The organism is Pseudoalteromonas sp. LC2018020214 (assembly GCF_016598755.1).
GTDB classification, from domain to species: Bacteria; Pseudomonadota; Gammaproteobacteria; order Enterobacterales; family Alteromonadaceae; genus Pseudoalteromonas; species Pseudoalteromonas distincta.
In genome coordinates, this window is sequence record NZ_CP066804.1 from 1,571,318 (window position 1) to 1,594,240 (window position 22,923).

Genomic DNA, 22,923 nt, shown 5'->3' on the forward strand with positions numbered 1-22,923 from the left:
CGAAAATAGAAACTTTACGTTAAGTTTAACTGGTCTAATGTCTCATTAATAACCTGATTACATTGTTTTAACTTAATACACTGATTAAACACACTATAAAAATAAAATATGTGCGGAGCCAACAATATGAAAAAAATGCTACTTTCACTCTCTGTTACAGCTGCCTTGGCAGGTTGTGGCGGCGGAGAAACGTTAGAAGATGTTAAGAACGACACAGCAACCGTTATTCCAACAGCAACGGTTACATTTGACCCTGCTGCAGGTATCTTATCGGTACCTAATGATTTATTAATGAGTGGAACCCAAGACGGTACACTTAATATTCCTGGAGAATTAGATGACGACAATGTGTCTATTTCTCGAGCAGCTTATGCTGACCCTCAGCTTGCATTAGGTGCACTTGATGGTTGGTCTTCGCAGGTTCCTTATAAAATCGATTTAACATTTCCGCCAAATGTTAGCTTAGATGAAACGTCTGCTGGGACACCAGGTACAGTTCGCATTTTTGAAGTAGTAATGGGTGCAAGTTTAACTGACGCAGAATGTTCAGTTGTTGCTGCCGGTACAGCTTGTAAATTGGTCGGTGAGCTTACTTTTGGTGTTGATTTTGTTACTCAAGCTTCTGGTGATGCCGTTGCAATTATTCCTTTAAAACCATTTACGGCAGGTAGCTCATACATCAATGTACTAACTACTGGTCTTAAAGATTCATTAGGGCGTTCTATCGAGCCTTCTTCTACTTATGGTCTTGTTAAGCAAGAAGCGCCATTAATTACAGATGCCCAACTTGGTTTGCAGGGCGCTGTTAACAGTTACGAAAATGTAGTTGTAAGTTCAGGAAATATAACAAAAGAAGATATTATTTTTTCTAGCGCAATGACTATTCAGTCTGCGGGGCCAGTACTTGGGACAATTAAAAAATTGCTAGCTGCAAGTTTGCAACAGCCTGCGATGCCAACGCCTGCGCTTCAAGTTCCTGAACAACCGATGGTAAATGTACAACAGGTATTTGCTTCTCAGGGTGTAGAAGTGTCTGCTGCTTTCTCTGGTGTGCAATATCAAAAAGGTAGCATTATGCTACCGATGTATTTAGGTACACCAACGGGTACTGATATTAGTGATTTAAGTGATACATATTGGCAAGGTATGTGTGATAACGCGGTGGCAATAATCGGTTACAAGGCCGTTGCTGGTGATGCATTTCCGACAGATCCTATTAGTGAAAATGATGGTTTATGTTCTGCATTAAGTGACGGGCAATTACGTGACTTAGGATTAGATAGCACACGTCATTTAACAAAATATAACTCCATTCCAAAAGTACAAAGCATGGCAAATGTATCAGTGCAAGTTACTAAGCCTATTTTACCAATAATTAATGGTGTACGTGCACAGTTACAATTAGATCCTATCGCAATGCCTGATAGCGGATGGCCAGTTGTTATTATGCAACACGGTATTACAACACAAAAAGAAAGTATGCTTGCTTTAACGGCGCAGCTTTCTATTCAAGGCTTTGCAACAGTTGCTATTGACCATCCAAGACATGGTGAGCGTGGAATAGATGTTGATGGTGATGGAACAGACGACTTTAATGCAACAACGGGTTCTGTGCTTAGTTACATGAATTTAAGTTCATTACTTGTTGCGCGTGATAGCTTACGTCAATCAGCGGCTGATTTATTAGGTTTACGTTTAGGTCTAAACTTTATTAATGATGCAACGATTAATGCGCAAGATGTAACTTACATTGGTCATTCATTAGGCTCTATTGTAGCCCCTGCATTTATTGCACAAGCTAATAACCCATTAGCGCCAACCGTTGACCCATTATTTAATGTAAACACAGTAGCACTTGCAAGCGGCGGCGGCGGTATAGCTAGCTTCTTACTAGAATCAGCTGCATTTGGTCCATTTATTCAAGGTTCAGTACTTTCACAAGCAGGTACAACAGAAGCTGATGAGTTTAACGCGTATTTACAAGTTGATGCAGTGTCTAACTGTGGTGCAGTATTGCCAGATATGGAAGCATATTTAACCTGTGGTTATAACGAGTATGTAGCTTCGTTAACTACAGCTGGTGAAACAAGTAAGCTTACTAATATTCAAGGAGTGTTTACTCAATTTGCATTTGCGGCGCAAACAGCACTTGATAGTGGCGATCCAACTAATTACGCAGCCACTGTGAAAGCATTAGGCACTCCTGTTTATACTAATGTTGTTGTGGGCGATGGTGTTGATAATAAGCCTGACCAAGTGATACCACCAATGGCAGCAAATAATCCTATTTCAGGCACAATTCCATTAGCTAACTTGATGGGTCTTGAAACAGTAAGTACTTCGCAAGCATTGAGTGAAACACCAACAAGCTACTTAGTTAAATTTACTAAAGGGCATCATGGTTCTATATTAACGCCAGCTCAAGATGATGCACAAGCTGCAACTGTTGAAGGCAGTGCTGCCGCTAATACAGAAATGCAGTTGCAAGTAGCTACTTACTTAGCTGCTCGCGGTCGAATGTTATTAGTTTCCAACCCTGAGGTTGTGACTGATTAATAACCAGTAAAATAATTAACCTTTGAAAGCCACTGAAAAGTGGCTTTTTTTTGCTTTAAAGCATGCTAAATTAGCTGAAATTTATAAATGGAGAAACCAGTTGGAATTTTTATACGAATACGGTTTGTTTTTTGCTAAAACAATTACTTTTGTTATCGCTATAGCAGTTATTCTAATGCTAATAGTTGGCGCTGCAGTTAAGCCTAAAGCCAAAAAAGGTGAAATACAAATTGACGACATATCAGAGCAATTAGTCGATCTTAAAGAAAGTTTTCTACAAAATACGCTGGGTAAAAAAGAGTTTAAAACGCACCAAAAACAGCTTAAATCGCAAAGTAAAAAAGCAGATAAAGATGAGCCTAAACCTCGTTTATATGTAATTGACTTTGTAGGTAGTATGGACGCTCACGAAGTAGAAAGCTTACGAGAAGAAATAACAGCCATTATCTCTATTGCTAACCCAAGTAAAGACAAAGTACTTATTCGTTTAGAAAGTGGCGGCGGAGTAGTGCATGGCTACGGACTTGCTGCATCTCAGCTACAGCGTATTAAAAATGCCGGTATTCCTTTGAGTGTTGCAATTGATAAAGTAGCAGCGAGCGGTGGTTACATGATGGCGTGTGTAGCCGATGAGATACTGGCAGCCCCTTTTGCCATAGTTGGATCTATTGGTGTGATAGCTCAAATACCAAACTTTAATAAAATATTAAAGAAAAATGATGTTGAATTTGAGCAAATAACTGCAGGTGAGTTTAAGCGTACGCTTACTTTATTTGGTGAAAACACAGATAAGGCCCGTGAAAAGTTTCGTGAAGAAATTGAACAAACACATGATTTATTTAAAACGTTTGTAAGCACTCAGCGCCCAAGCTTAGATATAAACTTAGTTGCGACAGGCGAGCATTGGTTTGCAACGCAAGCGATTGATAAAGGTTTGGTAGATGTTATAAAGACAAGTGATGATGCATTGCTGGAGCAGCAACATGAGCGCCAAATTTATAAGATTAAATACAAAATTAAAAAGGGATTAAGCGATAAGCTAGCTCTTGGCCTGAGTAGTGGTGTAAATAAAGTGGGAATAAACTTACTCTCTAAATTTAAATCCCTAAATCCTTAGATTAGAATCTTTCTTACGATTCAGTTTAATTATTTTTACTCGAAAAAAAACCTTGATGTATTGCATCAAGGTTTTTTTATAGCTGTATAAATGTAGCTTAAGAGTCAATAGATTTATGATAATCTTCTAAGTCTTTAGCTGCATTAGGGTCGTTAAAGATGCTCTCATCAAGTTCCCCTTCAGATTTAGCCACAACACAGGTAACCATACAATCACCGGTTACATTAACTGCTGTACGTGTCATATCTAGCAAGCGGTCTACACCGATAATAATTGCAATCCCTTCTACAGGTAAGCCAACTTGGTTAAGTACCATGGCCAGCATAATTAAACCAACACCAGGTACGCCTGCTGTACCTACAGAGGCAAGTGTTGCTGTTAATATAACCATTAGATAATCAGAAATTGTTAAATCGACACTAAACACTTGTGCAATGAATACGGTAGCCACGCCTTGCATAATAGCAGTGCCATCCATGTTAATGGTAGCACCCAGTGGGATAGTAAATGAGGCAACCGAGTTATTAGCACCTAGTTTTTTAGTAGCAGTTTCAAGTGTAATAGGCATAGTTGCGCTTGAGCTCGAGGTACTAAATGCAAATAAGCATGTGTGCTTCATTTTTGCTAAGAAAATAAGCGGGTTTAAGCCCGTTAATATTTTTAAAAGCAATGTGTAGTTTACGAAAGCATGTAATAACAGTGCAAGCACTACAACGCCAAAGTATTTGGCTAGGCTAACAATTAAGTTAAGCTCAATTGTTGTAAATAGTTTTGCCATTAAAAAGAACACGCCATAAGGTGCAATGTTCATTAACAGCGTAACTAGTTTTAAGATTACTGTGTTTAAATCTTCAAAAACACTTGCTACGCGTTTGCCTGTTTTACCACTTAATGCCATTGCTACACCAAATAATAGTGCAAACACAATAACTTGAAGCATATTACCTTTGGCCATTGCTTCAAATGGGTTAGTAGGAAACATATCTATAATTACACGTGCAAGGGTAGGCGCTTCTTTAGCATCATAAGTTGCATTAGATGGCAAGCTTATACCTTCACCAGGGCTAAATAATAAGGCAAGTGTAATAGCTACCGTTATAGCAATAGCCGTAGTTAATAAATATAAACCAATAGATTTACCACCTAGGCGGCCTAGTTTTTTAGGGTCACTTAAGCTACAGGTACCACAAACAAGCGATACAAAAACAAGAGGCACAACTAACATTTTTAAGCTGGCAATAAATATTTGGCCACCAACATGGAAAATACCATCAACAAAAAAGGCTTTAATTGGCAAAGAGAATAACCCAAGTGGTATTAGATAATCGTCTTCACCAGCTAATATAGCCTGAAATATAAAACCTACTGCAACCCCAAGCGCCATACCAATCATGATGCGAGTGGTTAAACTCATTGAACGGATTTTTGACATATTCCCTGATCTACATTTTATAAATTTGCCATAGACTACCAGCAAGGAAATATTTACTACAGAAAAAATTGGTATTTATTTAAAATTATTTTGCGCAAAAAAGTAATAAAAAACTGAGATTTTAGACTAAGTTATAGGTTAATATTAAGTGAAAATTAATTTTGATTATAATAACAACGCTAGGGAGAGGTTCATGCCTTTAATGCGACTGCTCGGCATTTCATTGCTAAGTTTTTTACTCACAGCCTGTGGTGGCGGTGGGTCACTTGAAAAAGACGGCTCTATTAGTGATGGTGATTCCACTACAGAGGCTGCTACATATTCGGTTTCATTAAAGGGATACTCTCAAACAGACGAAACAGAGTCAAATGCTGTTACGGCAGATTCCCCCTTAAACTTAAGAGCAATACTCACTGATAACGACGGCGATGTTGTTGATAGTCAGCGAATTACGTTTACTTTAACCGATACCGTAGGGGCTTTAAGCCAGACATCTGCACTAACAAATACAGATGGGGAAGCCGAAGTTGAACTAATGGCTGGTACTGTCGAAGGTGCTGGAGAAGTAACTGCCACATATACAGTTGATGGCACGACCTATACAGATAGTTTTTCGTTTAGCTCGTCTGGTGATGCAGCAAGTGATGTTGAAAACGCATACACAATTAGTGTGCAAGGCTATTCTCAAGTCGATGGGAGTGAGTCAAATGCTGTTTCAGCCGATTTCCCATTAAATATACGAGCGAGGCTTTCTGATGCAGATGAAAATGTTATTTCAGGAGGGCGTATAACATTCGCTCTAGCAGACAATATTGGCTCTCTTGCTCAATCTTCGGCATTAACTCAAGCTGATGGTCTAGCTACAATTGAGTTAACCGCAGGCACTACAGAAGGAGCAGGTGAAGTAATAGCTACTTATTCTATAAACGGAGAATCCTATTCGAGTACTTTTTCGTTCAGTTCTGCTGGTGATTCAGAACAAAATATTGAAAGCGACTTCACTATAGAGCTAAAAGGTTTATCTCAATCTGATGGTACAGAAGCAACAGCGGTAACGGCCGCTAACCCTCTAAATATTCAAGCAACACTGTTTGATGATGAAGGCTCAGTTGTTGTAGCAGAGCGTATCACGTTTGCACTTTCAGATAATATTGGCGTCTTAGATAAAACATCAGATTTAACAAACGAAATGGGTCAAGCATCAGTCATATTAACAGCTGGCACTATAGAAGGTGCTGGTATAATTACAGCCACTTATACTGTCAGTGGTGAGACTTATGCAGAAAGTTTTTCCTTTAGTTCAGCTGGTGATGCAGGTATAAATCCAAATAATGAATACGTGATCCAATTGCAAGGCTTTTCTCAAGAGGATGGATCTGAAACCAATTCAGTTTCAGGGGATACTCCAATCGATTTAATCGCCACTCTTACTAATAACGGTAGTCAAGTATCTGGTGAGGTAATAACATTTTCTCTATCGGGTAATGTAGGTTCTTTAAATGCAAGTTCGGCACTTACACAAACTAATGGACAAGCGAAAGTAGAATTAACATCAGGAACAATTGAAGGAGCTGGACAAGTTACAGCAAGTTTTACTCAAAATAGTATTACTTATAGTGCTACATTGTCGTTTCAATCAGATGGCAAAGAAGGGAGTCAACCAGCTTATTCTATAGCGATTCAAGGTTACAATAACGGTATAGTTTCATCGACTGTCGAAGGAGATATTCCTTTAGATATAATTGCAACTTTAACCCATGAAGGTGTTGTAGTTAGTGGGGAAGTTATAACATTTTCACTTTCTGGGAATGTTGGTTCTTTGACGTCTACATCAGCGCTAACGCAGGGTAATGGTAATGCTAAAGTTCAACTGACATCTGGAACAGTTGAAGGTGCTGGAGCAGTTACAGCTAGCTATACACTCGATGACGTTACATACAGAAAGACCTTTACATTCCAATCTGACGGTAAAGAAGGAAGCGAGCCAGAATATACATTAACTATACAAGGTTATGATAGTGAAACTGATCTTCAATCTAATAGAGTTACTTCATTAGCACCACTTGAATTAAGAGCAACGTTACTTAATGAAGGTACTCCAGTTAGCTCACAAAGCGTTAACTTTTCGTTAGCTAGTAATATAGGTGTTCTAAACCCTAGTTCTGGAAGTGTTTTAACCAATAGCAATGGTATAGCTGCTATTGAGCTTTTAGCTGGAAATATTGAAGGTGCTTCAGAATTATCTGTAACTTACGTAAATAATGGAGTTACGTACTCATCGGAAGCCTTTGACTTTGAATCTATCATTGTTGAAAAGGCTGAAATTACGGTTAGCTTAATAGCAAATAATGGTTCGACCACTCGTAATGTAGATTTTTTAAACCCTGCTGTTGCCCAGGCGCAACTCTTATTAAACGGTGAGCCAGGTGCCTTTAAGTTAGTTGCATTTAATTTATCAGGCTTAGGGACTATTAATCCTTCTAATGGTACTGCACTGACGAATGAGGAGGGGATTGCGAAGGTTGATTTATTAGCAGGGACAGAAGCAGGGGCAGGCTCAATAACGGCCGAATATATTGATAGCGATAACACGAGTTACACAGCTGAAGCTTTCACATATACAACTGCCGGGGATTCTCCTGCTCAAGGTGATGCAGATAATTTCACAATTGACTTGAGCCTAATATCGTCAACAACACTAATACAAACGAGTGAAATTAGTGCTAACGATAATGGCCTAGTGCAAGCTCTAGTCCTAGATTCAAATGGTGACCCAGTAGTGGGAGAAGTGGTTTCTTTTAGCTCTACTTTAGGTAGCCTTTTACCAAGCTCAGGTACTGCGCTAACAAATACTAACGGTATTGCTACTCTAAATTTAGCACCAGGTACAATTGAAGGAGCCGGTAATGTTACAGCACAGTACGAAGCTATTACAGAAACGGTAGGGTTTTATACTCGTGGTGATGCTATCGACCCTAATCAAAGCACTGCGGATATCAATTTTAAAATTTTGCAAAACTGTCCGGTTGATTTTAAAACAACTAGAGATGCAAGTTTATGTGAAGAGATAACAAGTATCTCAGGTGATTCTTCAGCTATTTTATTTATTGAAGTAACTAATGAAAATTCAACAACACCATTAACTCAAACTTTAGTAACCGCTACTACCACTATTGGTGCAATTTCACCTACTACAGGTACTGCAATTACAGATTCTAATGGTATTGCGATATTAGATATAGTACCTGGACGTGATGTAGGAGCAGGTGAAGTTACAGTATCAGTGCTAGACAGTAATTTAACAAAAGCATTCCAAATTGCGGCTGTAGACATTGATATTACCCTTACAAGTTCATTAGCAGCGAATGAGTTATTATCGGCTGGAGCTACTGCATTAATCTCTATCGAAATTACTAAAGACGGTCAACTATATACAACCCCATTAAATGTTGAATTTACCTCAGGTTGTGTAGCGAGTGATTTAGCTGTAATGGATGAGTCAGTCACCAGTATTGGCGGTTTTGCGCGCTCAACATACCGCCCTTTAACATGTGAAGGTGGTGATATAATTACTGCCACGGTTATTACCGGAGGTGAAACTGTATCAGGTACTACAACAATAAATGTGTCTGAAGCAGATATTGGCTTCATACAATTTATTGAAGTTACAGAACCAGTGATTTCGTTGAAAGGTACTGGTGGTGCAAATAGAAGTGAAATTTCAAATGTTAAGTTTAAGCTTATTGATTCTAATGGAAATGCATTAGCCTCTAAAACTGTTAACTTTGGGTTATCAACTTCAGTTGGTGGGATCACTATTACTCCAACTTCAGCTATCACTAATAGTGCTGGTGAAATACAAACAACAGTTCAGTCGGGAGCTGTTGCTACGCCAGTTCGTGTTATTGCATCAAGCCAAGAAGAGATAAATGGCGAAGTTGTTATTGTAACAGCACCATCTGATATTTTGGTTATTAGTACAGGTATTGCTGATCAAAATAGTTTCTCTTTATCGCGCTCTGAATTTAACCCACATGGTTTGAATCTTGATGGTACCGAGGTGTCAGTAAACGCACGTTTAGCCGATCACTTTAATAATCCTGTTCCAGATGGTACGGCCGTTACTTTTATTACAGAAGGTGGAGTTATTGAGCCAAGTTGTACTACAACAAATGGAGCATGTAGCGTTACTTGGACAAGTAGCAACCCGCGTCCTTTTACTGATTCAATGTACGAAAATACAATTGCTCAAAAATGTGATGGTGGATTACCTTGTCCATTAGGTATTGTTGAAGGGGATACTCTGGACAATTTAGTTGTTGACCGTCCATTAGGTGGTCGAGCAACAGTTCTAGCTTACGCGATTGGTGAAGAAACATTCTCAGATCTTAACGGGAACGGTTACTTTGATAGTACAGACTTCTTTGATGATTTATTTGATATCCCAGAAGCTTTTATTGATAACAATGAAGATGGCACTTTTGGCGGTAAAGATTGCAGTGATGGAACAGACCCATGTTCTCGTGACAATTCAACTGGTGATGAGTTTGAAGAGTTCGTAGATTTTGATGGTAATGGCACTTGGACTACCCAAAACGGTTTATACAATGGCTTACTATGTCGTGAAGAAGACGAAACCGCAGGACTATGTAGCCGTCAATTGGTTAATGTATTTCAAAACCAAGAGATTGTAATGTCTGGCGATGAGGCTTTCTTTAGGTTAGTAACCTATGCTGATGATTGCTCTGCTATTACAGGCGTAACAGCGACTGAGGTACGTGTAAATAGTGACCCCACAAGCCCTTTAGTGCTTAGTTCAACAGGCCAACGGATGTGTGGAGTTAATTCAATAGACTTAACAGAAGCAACAGGAACTAATAGTGTGGGGTTAACAGTATTCATAGCTGATGTCTATAATAACCCTTTACCCGTTGGGAGTGAGGTAACTATTGCCTCTGAAAATGGTATTCTAACGGGCACTAACAGTTATATCTTTCCTAATACCACAAGTTTTGTGCCTGTAGGCATTTCGTTTGGTATAACAAGAGAGCCAGCCGATGGAAGAAATGATATAACTGATGGTTTTTTAACAATTAGTGTTGAAGCTACATCGGGTCTTATTACGTCAACTTCAATTGTAGTTACTGATGACGCTAAGCTATAATTTTATGATGTTTTAAAAAAATGCCAACCTTTAGGTTGGCATTTTTGTTTCTGTTCTATATATTCCACATCAATTAATCTAAAAACACCTGTTTGTTTAATTTAACGACAAAAATTGTTCGTTTATTCAGTAAATACTGAAAAGTTTGTATTAAAAGCTTGTAACAACTAGTGTTTGTAGATATACCTATAAATATTCGCGCCGCTTATGTCGGCAAAACACATTTTTAATATTTGGTTAGAAATAGGCAACTATGGGCAAATCGCTAGTAATTGTAGAGTCACCTGCTAAGGCTAAAACAATTAATAAATATTTAGGTAATGACTTCATCGTAAAGTCCAGTATTGGGCATGTACGTGATTTACCTACTTCAGGTTCGAGCAAAGCTAAAGTGCCGGCAACTAAAACGCCAGCAGAAGTTCGCAAAATGGAACCTGAAGAGAAAGCAGCGTATAAAAAGCAACGAGATTATACTAACCTGGTCGCCCGTATGGGTATTGATCCTGAGCAAGGTTGGGAGCCGCATTATGAAATCCTGCCAGGTAAAGAGAAAGTTGTTCAAGAATTACAAAAGCTGGCTGAAAATGCAGATCAAATATACCTCGCAACGGATTTGGATAGAGAAGGGGAAGCAATTGCTTGGCACCTTCAAGAAATCATTGGCGGTGAACCTGAAAAGTATAAGCGCGTAGTTTTTAACGAGATTACCAAAAACGCAATACAACAAGCCTTCGAAACGCCAGGTGAGCTTAATACAGACATGGTTTACGCTCAGCAAACACGACGCTTTTTAGACCGTGTTGTAGGCTTTATGGTTTCTCCTTTGTTGTGGGCAAAAGTTGCACGTGGTCTATCTGCAGGACGAGTTCAGTCTGTTGCGGTACGCTTATTAGTTGAGCGTGAACGTGAAATTAAGGCATTTATCCCTGAAGAGTTTTGGGATATTCACGCTGATGTTAAGAATACTGAGTCTGAGTTACGCTTAGAAGTAACCAAACAAGCAGGAAAGGCATTTAAGCCTGTAAATGAGGCTCAGGCTAGCGCAGCTGTTAAAAGCCTTGAGAATGCAGAATACAAAGTAATTAGCGTTGAAGAAAAACCAAGTAAAAGTCGCCCAAGTGCGCCATTAATTACTTCAACCATGCAACAAGCGGCAAGTACACGCCTAGGTTATGGCGTTAAGAAGACTATGATGCTCGCTCAGCGTTTGTATGAAGGCGGTTATATTACTTATATGCGTACCGATTCAACCAATCTTTCAAAAGATGCGGTTGAAATGTGTCGTGAGTATGTAACGAACGAGTTTGGTGCTAAATATTTACCAAAAGATCCAATTAACTATAGCTCTAAAGGTAATGCACAAGAAGCGCATGAGGCAATTCGTCCTTCAAGCGTTACTGTGTTGTCTGGTCATATCGAAGGCGTAGATGCCGATGCTAAAAAGCTGTATGAGTTAATTTGGCGTCAGTTTGTAGCGTGTCAAATGGTACCTGCTGAATACGACCTTACAACACTGACTGTTGCAGCTAACGATTTCCAGCTCAAAGCAAAAGGCCGCGTGCTTCGCTTTGATGGTTGGACAAAAGTACAACCTGCGGTGCGTAAAAAGAACGAAGAAGATCAATCACTGCCAGCTGTTAAAGAAGGTGAAATACTTACTTTAGTAGAACTTGATCCTAAGCAGCATTTTACTAAGCCGCCAGCTCGCTTTAGTGAAGCTAGTTTAGTAAAAGAGCTTGAAAAGCGTGGTATTGGTCGTCCATCTACTTATGCGTCGATTATATCAACAATTCAAGATCGTGGTTATGTACGTGTAGAAAACCGCCGTTTCTTTGCTGAAAAAATGGGTGAAATTGTTACTGACCGCTTAGTTGAAAACTTCACTGATTTAATGAACTTTGATTTTACAGCTAAAATGGAAGGTCGTTTAGATGACATTGCTGAAGGCGAGCGTGTATGGACTCAAGTTTTAGATAAGTTTTATGCTGATTTTTCAACGCAACTAACTGTCGCTAAAGACGAGCCAGAGAATGGCGGCATGCGTCTTAATGAGATGGTTGAAACCGATATAGAATGTCCTACATGTAGCCGCAAAATGGGTATACGTACGGCTTCAACCGGTGTTTTCTTAGGCTGTACTGGTTACAGCCTTCCGCCAAAAGAGCGTTGTACTACTACAATGAACTTAGTGTCGGGCGATGAAGCGGTTGCTGCTGATGTCGAAGATGTAGAAACCGAAAAATTAATGCAGATGAAGCGTTGTCCTATTTGTGAAACTGCAATGGACTCATACCTAATTGACGAAACCCGTAAACTACATGTGTGTGGTAATAACCCAGCATGTAAAGGGCATATAGTTGAAGAAGGTACCTTTAAAATTAAAGGCTACGACGGACCAATTATCGAATGTGATAAATGTGGCTCTGACATGGAACTTAAATCGGGTCGCTTTGGTAAGTACTTTGGCTGTAACAACGACGAGTGTAAGAACACACGTAAGTTACTTAAAAATGGCGAGGCTGCTCCACCAAAAGAAGATCCTGTTCACATTACTGAATTAGAGTGTGAGAAGTCAGATGCGTATTTTGTTTTACGTGATGGCGCTGCGGGTATATTTTTAGCCGCAAATACTTTTCCTAAGTCACGTGAGACACGTGCACCTAAGGTAGAAGAGTTAAAACGCTTTAGAGACCGTATCTCGCCTAAGTTTTATTACTTAGCAGATGCACCTGCTAAAGATCCTGATGGTAATCTTGCTGTTGTACGCTATAGCCGTAAAAATAAATCTCAGTATGTTATGACTGAAGTTGACGGTAAAGCTACCGGCTGGACTGCTCATTATGAAGCAGGTAAATGGACAGAAGAAGCGAAGAAAAAAGCAGCGCCTAAAAAGAAAGCAGCTGCAAAAAAGGCACCAGCTAAAGCTAAACCTAAAGCGAAAGCTAAAAAAGAAGATGAATAAGCACGTTATTGCTTATTCATAGCTTTTGTGGATTTAAAAAATCATAAAAAAACCGGAATGCACAGCTTGTGTCTATTCCGGTTTTTTTGTGCCTAGTTGAATGCTTTCGCAACGGCTTTATTAGCAGTACATTCACCTAAGCGTGTTACCAATTTGATTAAAAACATGGTCATTTTAGCGTATTAAATAACTCAGTTACTGCGTTAAACACTATTCATATATGACTGCGTAGATGCAGATAGTAGGCATTGCAGGGAGCAGCTGCCGAGAACAAATATATGTCATGCTTTTTCGCTTAGCTATTGAGCTATATTCTTAGCGCTATAATTGATCACTAATTAAATGTAATTGGTATAATTAAATCTTAACAGAAGATACTTTTTTATAGCCTTCAGATTCAAGCTCATCATTTACGCATTTTAATACGTAGGCATTTAGCTCTTCATTGCTTACGTCATCATCTTTAGCCCAGTTAACACACATTTCTGTGTATTCTTTTATCATTTCGGCTGAAGCTGTTGGCGCATCGTCTGCAACCGCGTAAGTCGCAGATACTGCAAATAGTGGTGCTACGATTAATGCTAGCAATGCTTTTTTCATTCGTTTATTCCTAAAAAAATGGTGTGATGACTGATTTATCCAGTTTAAAGTTAGGTATAAATCAGTAGTGCCCAATTCAGAACAACTCTGTTGGTATACTGATTTTTAATCGAAATTGAAATAAAAGATAACGAAATTTTTTTATCGTGAGGATGAGTAATTTACTTGTCAGTTTTTTAACTTTAGTAAGTACAGTATTATCAGCTGGAGTAATATATTTAGTAGCTAAGAAAACTTGATTCTGCGCTTTATATTAATAACCTTTAGATTGTTTTAGGAAAATTGATTTTTTAGGTTCAAAAATGAAATGGATAAGCGCCATTGTATATTTCTGCTATGAGGATATTTTAAGTTTGTAATATCAGCCGTATTATTTGCTTTAACTGAATGTCTAAATGGTGAAACTAAAAGTCACTAGAATGCGTTAAATCCGAAAAAGCCCAAGTGAATAGCTTGGGCTTTTTCGGATTTAACGCACTTAGGTAAACATTAAGCGCAACTTTTAAGTCATTAACACTGAGCGTAAAAACATGCGTAAGGCTCAAGCGTTGTGGTGCCTTGGTCTAACTTTGCGCTGTGGTGGCTAAGCTCGGTGTATTCTTTAACGATTGATGTTGGCATATCAATACTTGTTTGCTTAGCGCTGAGATTGAACATACAAAGCATCCTTTGCTTTGCAAGCGTTCTATAAAAAGCAAGCACAGGCTCTGGCGTTTCTATAAATTCAATATCACCTTCAAGTAAAACTGTTTGGCCTTTTCGCCATGCCATAAACTCACGGTAGGCATTTAAAATTGAGTTGTTATCATCTGTTTGTATAGCTACTGATTGCTGCTTATGTGCATTATCAACGGGTAGCCAAGGTTTTACTTCACTAAAACCTGCATGAGATGAATCAGCCAGATCCCAAGGCATTGGTGTTCTACAGCCATCACGCCCTTTAAAATTAGGCCAAAATGTAATGCCGTATGGGTCTTGTAAATCTTCAAAGGCCACACTTGCTTCACCTAGACCTAGCTCTTCACCTTGGTACATACACACGCTGCCACGAAGAGAAGCTAATAGGGCGGTTAGCATTTTACATTGTTGAGGGTTTACTTCGCCATTTTCGCTCCAGCGGCTCGCTACGCGCTCTACATCATGATTACTAAATGCCCAGCATGGCCAGCCTTCAGTCATACGTTGTTCTAGAGTTTGAACCGTAGTTCTAATATATTCACTTGAGTAATCATTTGTTAATAGCTCAAAGCTATAACCCATGTGCAGTTTGTCGCCACCTTGGGTGTACTGCGCCATTGTAGCTAATGAATCTTCTGATGAGATTTCGCCAAGCGATACAGTACCTGGGTATTTATTAAGTAATGTGCGAATATCTTGCATAAACTCAATATTTTCAGGCTGAGTATTATTGTAGTAATGGTACTGAAATGCATACGGATTATCTTCACTAAAACCACGACCCTGGCGCTTATCTTTTGGTTTAGCCGGGTTATCACGTAATTGCGCGTCGTGATAGCAAAAATTAATTGCATCAAGCCTAAAACCATCAACGCCTTTTTTGAGCCAAAACTCAACATTATCAAGCACAGCTTTTCGAACATCTGGGTTATGAAAGTTAAGATCTGGTTGTTCGGTTAAAAAATTATGTAGGTAGTATTGCCCGCGACGAGGCTCCCACTGCCAAGCACCACCACCAAAAATAGATAGCCAGTTGTTTGGGGCTGTCCCATCATCTTTTGCGTCAGCCCAAACATACCAGTCGGCTTTACTGTTATTTTGATTTTCACGGCTATCAGTAAACCATTGGTGTTGATCTGATGTATGGCTTAACACCTGATCAATAATTATTTTAATATTACGAGTGTGGGCTTCGCTTATTAGCTCATCAAAATCATTTAGGTCACCAAAAAGCGGGTCAATGTCACGATAGTCGCTAATATCATAGCCAAAGTCTTTCATTGGCGATTTGAAAAAAGGTGAAATCCAAATAGCATCAACGCCTAAGCTTTTAATGTAATCAATACGATTAATAATCCCTCTTAAATCACCAATGCCATCGTTGTTGCTATCTTGAAAGCTACGCGGATAAACTTGATAAATAACCGCACCTTTATACCACTGCTTTTGGGTCATGCTTTTCTCCGTCATTCCACACAGTATTTAGACTATTTTTATTTGTGATTACGATTAATCACGTTATTTGCAAAAGCATACGTGAAGCCTTGTACACTGTAAAAAGTCTGCATACGTATGCACTAAAATTAACGCAATTAAATTATTAAAAATAAGTACTTATAGCTAGCTTAAAGGTGTTTTATTTATGTGTTGGGTGTTTACCAATTATGGTACTGACTTACTTTCTGACTTTTATTAAACATAACGGTTTGTCATACAAGAGAAAATATATTTTATGTTTTGAATTTAATGGTCTGACCAATTAAACATTTGAATTGTGTCTAATATTTCTTATTTTAAATAGCGATACTAATTAGTTTCACTTTGTTTACATTGCGTGCTGTTAACTTTTAGTTTTTGATACAGTAGATTTTACATGTAAAGTTAGCCGCGTCATTTTCAATGGTTTTATTTTCAATAAAATCAATTATTTAATGTTTATTTGGCAAGGTTTGTAATAATGTGAAGTCGTGCTATAACTGTTGAATACGTATGCATAAAGTTGTTAATAAAATAAAGCTGGCGTTAATATCCATCCTGACAACAAAATTAGCTCGCCTGTTTGACTATCACTCAAATAAAGAAGCGAGTATCACAATATGGGTAACGGGAAAAACATCATGTCTATGTTCAAACCAAGTATATTAACGTTGGCAATGGCTACTGCAGGATTAGCAAGCTTTGCCTCTGTAGCAGCACAAGAAGATACAGTCAAAAATGATGACGTTGAGGTTATCGAAGTAAAAGGCTTTCGTGGCAGTGTTGTAGAATCAATCAACACAAAGCGTTTTTCTACTCAAGTCGTTGAGTCAATTTCAGCAGAAGATATAGGTAAGCTACCTGATTCATCTATTGCTGAGTCTATTGCACGCTTACCAGGTTTAACGGCGCAACGCCTAGATGGTCGTGCAAGTAGAGTATCTATTCGTGGCTTTGGCGAAAACGAAAGCGGTACTACATTTAATGGCCGCGAGCAAGTATCTATTAGTGATAACCGCGGCGTAGAATTTGACCTTTACCCATCAGAAATTATGAGCGGTGTAACTGTTTATAAAACACCTAGTGCAAATTTAGATGCAGAGGGTATTGCGGGCATAATTAACATGCAAACAGTTCGCCCACTAAGTAAAGGTGAACGTGTTGTTCAAGTTAATGGACAGTATGAGCAAACCAGCTTTGATAAATTAAACCCTGACGGCAACGACGACGGTTACCGTGGCACTTTCTCATACATCGACCAGTTTGCTGATGACACCATTGGTATTGCATTTGCACTAAACACCATGAGCTCGCCAAACCAAGAAAAACGTTGGAATTCATGGGGCTACCCTGAATTCACTGCTGAAGATGGTAACTCGTATTCAATTTTAGGCGGTGCTAAACCATATGTTCGTTCATCAACGCTTGAACGTGATTCAGCAATGCTTGTTCTAGAGGCAGCGCCTACAGATAAACTAAATATGACGTTTGATGCGTTGTATGTAGACTTTACAGATGAGCAAATTTTACGCGGCATTGAAGTTCCTTTTGCTTGGGGTCAAGGTAGTATTGATGCAAGCAGTGCTATAGTAGATGCAGAAAGTGGATTTATAACAAGTGCTGTAACACAAGGCCAACGTGTTGTTGTGCGTAACGATTACCAAGAGCGTGATGCTGAACTAACTGCATTTGGATTTAACACTAAATACGATATTGATGATTCATGGTCAGTAGAATTTGACGCAAGCTACTCGCAAGTTGACCGTAAAATTTGGAGTATAGAAAGCTACTCAGGTACAGGGCGTGGTGATTCTCGCGGTGTTGCAGATAACTTAGGTTATGCTTTTAATGGTGGCAATACTGGCGCTACTTTTTCACATGACTTAGATTACAGCGATTATGATCTAATTCAATTAGGTGGGCCGCTTTCGTGGGGTGCAAGCTCTGCACTAAATGATGCATATGGATTAACGGGCACAGAGTATGAAAACCAAGCTCAAGACGGTTTTATTAATGCTCCAACTATTGAAGATGAATTAGTTACATTAAAACTTGCAGCGTCTAAAGTACTAGAAAACGAATACATTAGCTCAATTGAATTTGGCTTAAGTTATAAAGAGCGTGAGAAGTCTAAATCTTCGCAAGGTTACTTCTTGACTTTAACTGATTTTTCTCTTGAAAACCCAGGAATGCTTAGTGTACCTGAGCAATACCGTTTAGGCAGTGTTGGCCTTGACTTTATTGGGCTAGGCGACATGATAGCCTACGATGTAAATGGTTTAGTTAATGATGGTTACTATGAAACCCTTGACGAAAGTTTAACTAGCTCAACTCATGCAACTAAGTCGTGGACAGTAAAAGAAGAAATCACCTCAGCATTTGCACAAGCTAATATTAATGCAGAAGTAAGTGGTCTTCCATTAACTGGTAATGTTGGGGTGCGCTATGTTCATACAGATCAATCCTCTCAAGGTAATGCTTTTGGTGTAGATGGGAATACTGGTCTAGTCATAACTTCACCTACAGATATTGGTCACGATTATTCTCACGTTTTACCAAGCTTAAATTTATCACTTGCGATTGATGAGCAGCAAACAATACGTTTTGGCGCAGCTAAAACAATCTCACGTGCGCGTATAGATGAAATGAACGCCTCTGTTAATGCATCATATAATGATACACCGGATGAAAACGGTAACTTTTGGTCTGTATCGGGTGGTAACCCTAACCTAGAACCTAAAGAAGCAACAGGCTACGATTTATCTTATGAAAACTACTTTAGTGATGAAGGTTACTTCTCTGCTGCATTTTTCTATAAAGACTTAACCCAGTGGATTTTTGATGGTAAATACGAAATTGATATGTCGGGCGTTGCGGACCCATCAACAGGTGAAGTCCCAGCTACGTCAGAAGGTACTGGCAGTGGTAAAGTAAATGGCGGCGGCGGTGACCTATACGGTTACGAGCTATCTCTAGCGTTACCATTTAAAATTTTCCACCCGTCTCTTGAAGGCTTTGGCTTAATTGCTAGTCATACAGGTATTGAATCTGATATTGAAGATGGAAATGGCAATGAGTACGAACTACCGGGTCTATCAGATAAAATTCAAAGCTTAACGGTTTACTACGAGATGAATGGCATGCAATTACGAACCAGCATGCGTAAGCGTAGTGACTTCAAAGGTGATGTTTACGGATTAGGCTTTAATACAGAGCAAGTGAATATTATCGGCGAAACAATTTGGGATATTCAGGCAGGTTATGACTTCTCTGAAGCAGGGGTTGAGAGCCTTGAAGGTTTATCAATTCAGTTCCAAGTTCAAAACTTAACAGAAGAGCCGTTCACATCGCTTTCTGGCGATAACGCGCTACAAGTTCGCGACTACCAAGATTACGGTCGCACTTACTTGTTAGGCTTTAGCTACCAGCTATAATAAAGGTTGTGTGTAGGAGCCCTTGTAATTTGTTTTACAAGGGCTTTTTTATAGCTACTTTATCAAACTTAACAAAGCTTTAAACTGTAAACGTGGACAATAATATGAAACCAATAAAACACGTCGTAATCGCAGGCGGGGGCACGGCAGGGTGGATAACAGCCGCCTTGCTTAATAAAGTGTTAGGTAAGGTAATTAAAATAACCCTTATTGAGTCAAGTACTATTGGCACTATAGGCGTGGGTGAAGCAACAATTCCGCCTATTATTCAACTTAACAACGCGCTGGGTATAAACGAGCAAGAGTTTATAAACGCAACTAATGCATCTATAAAACTAGGAATTGAGTTCGAAAATTGGAAAACCACCTCTCATAGCTACATGCATGCTTTTGGCTCATTTGGAAAAGACTTCCCTTTTTGCGATTTTTACAATTTTTGGGTAAAAGGAAAAATTACAGGTTGTGAAGACCGCTTATGGGATTTTTCGTTAAATTACCAAGCAGCTAAACAGCATAAGTTTGCACCATTAAATACCATACCTAACACGCAATTACCTGGCTTAAGCTATGCGTACCATTTTGATGCAACTTTATATGCCGAGTTTTTAAAAAAGCTCGCAATGTCACGCGGTGTTGATCATATTGATGCCAAAATAGAGCAGGCTGAACAATGCCCTCTATCAGGCAATATAAAATCATTAACCCTTGATAACACACAGCAGATAAATGCAGACCTTTTTATTGACGCTACAGGCCAGCGCGCCTTACTCATAGAGCAAACCCTTAACACAGGTTTTGTAGATTGGTCTCATTACTTACCATGTGATAGCGCCGTAGCGGTGCAGTCTCAAGGTACTAGCGAGCTAAAACCTTATACGCGTTCAATTGCACACAGCGCAGGCTGGCAGTGGCAAATACCGCTGCAAAGCCGAATAGGTAATGGCTTGGTGTACTGTAGCCGTTACTTATCTGACGATGCAGCAACGCAGTTATTATTAAAAAATTTACCCGCTGAGCCCATTACGGCGCCACGTGTTATAAAATTTAAAACAGGACGGCGCTTAAAGCAGTGGCATAAAAATGTGGTGTCGGTTGGTCTTGCTAGTGGCTTTTTAGAGCCGTTAGAGTCAACCAGTATTCATTTAATACAAAGTGCAGTAACCCGTTTAATAAAGCTGTTTCCACATCATGGCATAAGCGAAACTTTAGTTACTGAATTTAATAAGCAAAGCGTGATAGAAATAGAGCACATACGCGATTTTATTATTTTGCATTACAAACTGACGGAGCGAGAAGATTCTGCTTTTTGGCGACAATGCAAGCAAATGGACATTCCTCACTCATTGGCCCACAAGCTCAAATTATTTAAGGAAACTGGCAAAGTAGTGCGCGAAAACGATGAACTATTTGCCGAAGTTGCTTGGCAACAGGTATTTATTGGCCAAGGTCTCATCCCCGATGATTACAACAGTATTGTTGACTCATTAAGCAGTGAACAACTAAACGACTTATTTTCTACATTAAAAACGCTTATTACCTCAACAGTAGATCAATTACCCACTCATAAAGATTTTTTAGCAAAAATTAAAAAGGCCTGATGATGCGATTTTTAAACACACTTTTACTTGTAAGTGCCTGTACTTTACCAACCATTAGCTACGCACTTAACGTTGAGCCTGCTAATTGGTGGGTTGGCATGAACAAAAACACCATAACCATCATGGTGCATGAGCAAAATATTGCAAACGAGCAAATTAAATTAGCTAAATACAATGGTGTTAAGTTAAATAAAGTAACCCGTACAGATAACCCAAATTATGTATTTTTAAATATTACCATTACCGACGCCGCTAAAGCAGGAACGCTTGAATTTAACAGCAGCGAAGCGAGTCAAAATTTTGAGTTTTCATTACTTGAACGGGATAAAAACAGCGCAAAGCGCCAAGGGTTTACATCATCCGATACTCTTTATTTAATTAACCCCGATCGCTTTGCTAATGGTGATAAACAAAACGATAGCGTTCCTAGCATGTTAGAAGCCGCTGATCCTAGTACTAAGGGTGGGCGCCACGGTGGTGATATACAAGGTGTTATAAACGCACTTCCATATTTAAACAATTTAGGCGTAACACAGCTTTGGCTTACCCCAGTGCTTGAAAACAATATGCCTAATTATTCTTACCATGGCTATGCAATTACAGACTTTTATAAAGTTGACCCACGTATGGGCTCAAACCAGTTATATAAAACGCTCTCGGTAAAAGCAAAAGAGCAGGGCATAGGGCTGGTAATGGATATGGTTCTTAACCATTTTGGCTCTGAGCATACTTGGGTTAACGATAAGCCAACTAAAGATTGGATTAACTTTAATGGCGAGTTTAAAAAAGGTAAAAACGCCACAAGCCATGCGCGCCAAACTATACAAGACCCACACGCGAGTGAATACGACAAGCGCCAGTTTAACGATGGTTGGTTTGTAGAAACCATGCCCGATTTAAATCAGCGCCAGCCACTGTTAAGTGAATACTTAATTCAAAATGCTATTTGGTGGATAGAATACGCCGATTTAAGTGGTATTCGTGTTGATACCTACTCATATTCAGATAAAGCATTTTTGAGTGATTGGACAAAAGCCATAATGCAGGAGTACCCAAACTTTAATATTGTTGGAGAAGAGTGGACGTCAAACCCTGCTATTGCCTCTTATTGGCAACGTGGCAAGCATAACCAAGATGGTTATACATCAAGCTTACCAAGCGTGATGGACTTTTCGTTGCAAGAGTCGGTAATCCAAGCGCTAAATGAAGAAGAAAGCTGGAACACGGGCTGGGTTAAAGTATATGAATCGTTAGCTAATGACTTTTTATACCCTGATACCAATAACATTATGGTATTTGCTGATAACCACGATATGAGCCGTGTATACACCGAGCTTGGCCAAGACGTTGCTAAAACAAAAATGGCGATGACGTTACTTTTAACCACACGTGGTATAGCGCAAATGTATTACGGCACCGAAGTACTATTAGATAACACCCCAAGTAAAGATCATGGCGATATTAGAATCGACTTCCCGGGGGGATTTAAAGGCCAAACTCGGAACGCCTTTACGGGCGAGGGGCTAACAAAACAGCAAAAAGACATGCATAACACCATCAGTAGGCTGCTTAATTTTAGAAAAAACAGCCCAGCACTTGATAAAGGAAAGCTTGTACATTTTACGCCTCAACAAGGCGTGTATAGTTACGCGCGTATTAGCGACGAGCAAACGGTGTTGGTATTTATGAATAAAAACACAAAAGAGCTAACTAAGAATATTGAGTTTATGCAGGAAGTAATACCAAAAAATACCAAAGCACTTAACTTATTCACCCACAAAACACGGGTGTTGGGTAATACAGTTGCTTTACCGGCAATGAGTGCAACGGTATTAATTATAAATACCTCTCAATAGTTTATCTGAATACGTATGCAGCAACTGTATGGTTGCTGCAGTAATCTTTA

At 39.2% G+C, this 22,923-nt stretch carries 10 protein-coding genes; 7 read left to right on the forward strand and 3 right to left on the reverse strand.

Annotation, left to right across the window (positions count from 1 at the left end; translation table 11 throughout):
• The first annotated feature begins 126 nt into the window (after window positions 1-126).
• Both JG479_RS06985 and sohB read left to right on the forward strand, forming a co-directional pair.
• A complete protein-coding gene (locus tag JG479_RS06985; RefSeq protein WP_200220204.1) occupies window positions 127-2,556 on the forward strand; it encodes a VolA/Pla-1 family phospholipase in 2,430 nt (809 codons plus the stop codon).
• 100 nt (window positions 2,557-2,656) lie between these two features.
• Window positions 2,657-3,673 (forward strand): protease SohB, encoded by a 1,017-nt coding sequence (gene sohB, locus JG479_RS06990; RefSeq protein WP_197121000.1) that lies wholly within the window; start codon window positions 2,657-2,659, stop codon window positions 3,671-3,673.
• Window positions 3,674-3,770: 97 nt separating this feature from the next.
• On the opposite strand, the gene JG479_RS06995 is transcribed toward sohB, so the two are convergent.
• Window positions 3,771-5,105, reverse strand: a complete 1,335-nt coding sequence (locus tag JG479_RS06995) for a dicarboxylate/amino acid:cation symporter (protein WP_024606768.1) — start codon at window positions 5,103-5,105, stop codon at window positions 3,771-3,773.
• Between the two features lie 193 nt (window positions 5,106-5,298).
• Here JG479_RS06995 and JG479_RS20105 point away from each other — a divergent pair, with 193 nt between their 5' ends.
• Entirely contained in the window at window positions 5,299-10,269 is a 4,971-nt protein-coding gene (locus JG479_RS20105) for a beta strand repeat-containing protein (protein ID WP_234047889.1), read from the forward strand.
• Between the two features lie 253 nt (window positions 10,270-10,522).
• Window positions 10,523-13,231, forward strand: a complete 2,709-nt coding sequence (gene topA / locus JG479_RS07005) for a type I DNA topoisomerase (protein ID WP_200220205.1) — start codon at window positions 10,523-10,525, stop codon at window positions 13,229-13,231.
• Between the two features lie 357 nt (window positions 13,232-13,588).
• Here the strand turns inward: topA and JG479_RS07010 are convergent, their stop codons facing one another.
• Window positions 13,589-13,831, reverse strand: coding sequence for a hypothetical protein (locus JG479_RS07010; protein WP_002959734.1), 243 nt, complete (start codon window positions 13,829-13,831; stop codon window positions 13,589-13,591).
• A 510-nt stretch (window positions 13,832-14,341) separates the two neighbouring features.
• Window positions 14,342-15,964, reverse strand: coding sequence for an alpha-glucosidase family protein (locus JG479_RS07015; protein WP_200220206.1), 1,623 nt, complete (start codon window positions 15,962-15,964; stop codon window positions 14,342-14,344).
• A 662-nt stretch (window positions 15,965-16,626) separates the two neighbouring features.
• Here JG479_RS07015 and JG479_RS07020 point away from each other — a divergent pair.
• The 3 genes from JG479_RS07020 to JG479_RS07030 all read left to right on the forward strand — a co-directional run bounded on the left by JG479_RS07020 (window position 16,627) and on the right by JG479_RS07030 (window position 22,873).
• Window positions 16,627-19,419 (forward strand): TonB-dependent receptor, encoded by a 2,793-nt coding sequence (locus JG479_RS07020; protein ID WP_200220207.1) that lies wholly within the window; start codon window positions 16,627-16,629, stop codon window positions 19,417-19,419.
• A gap of 104 nt (window positions 19,420-19,523) precedes the next feature.
• On the forward strand, window positions 19,524-21,017 hold the full coding sequence (locus JG479_RS07025; protein ID WP_200220208.1) for a tryptophan halogenase family protein: 1,494 nt from the start codon (window positions 19,524-19,526) through the stop codon (window positions 21,015-21,017).
• Window positions 21,017-22,873, forward strand: a complete 1,857-nt coding sequence (locus JG479_RS07030) for a glycoside hydrolase family 13 protein (RefSeq protein WP_200220209.1) — start codon at window positions 21,017-21,019, stop codon at window positions 22,871-22,873. Before JG479_RS07025 ends, JG479_RS07030 begins: the two co-directional genes overlap by 1 nt.
• Window positions 22,874-22,923 lie beyond the last annotated feature (50 nt).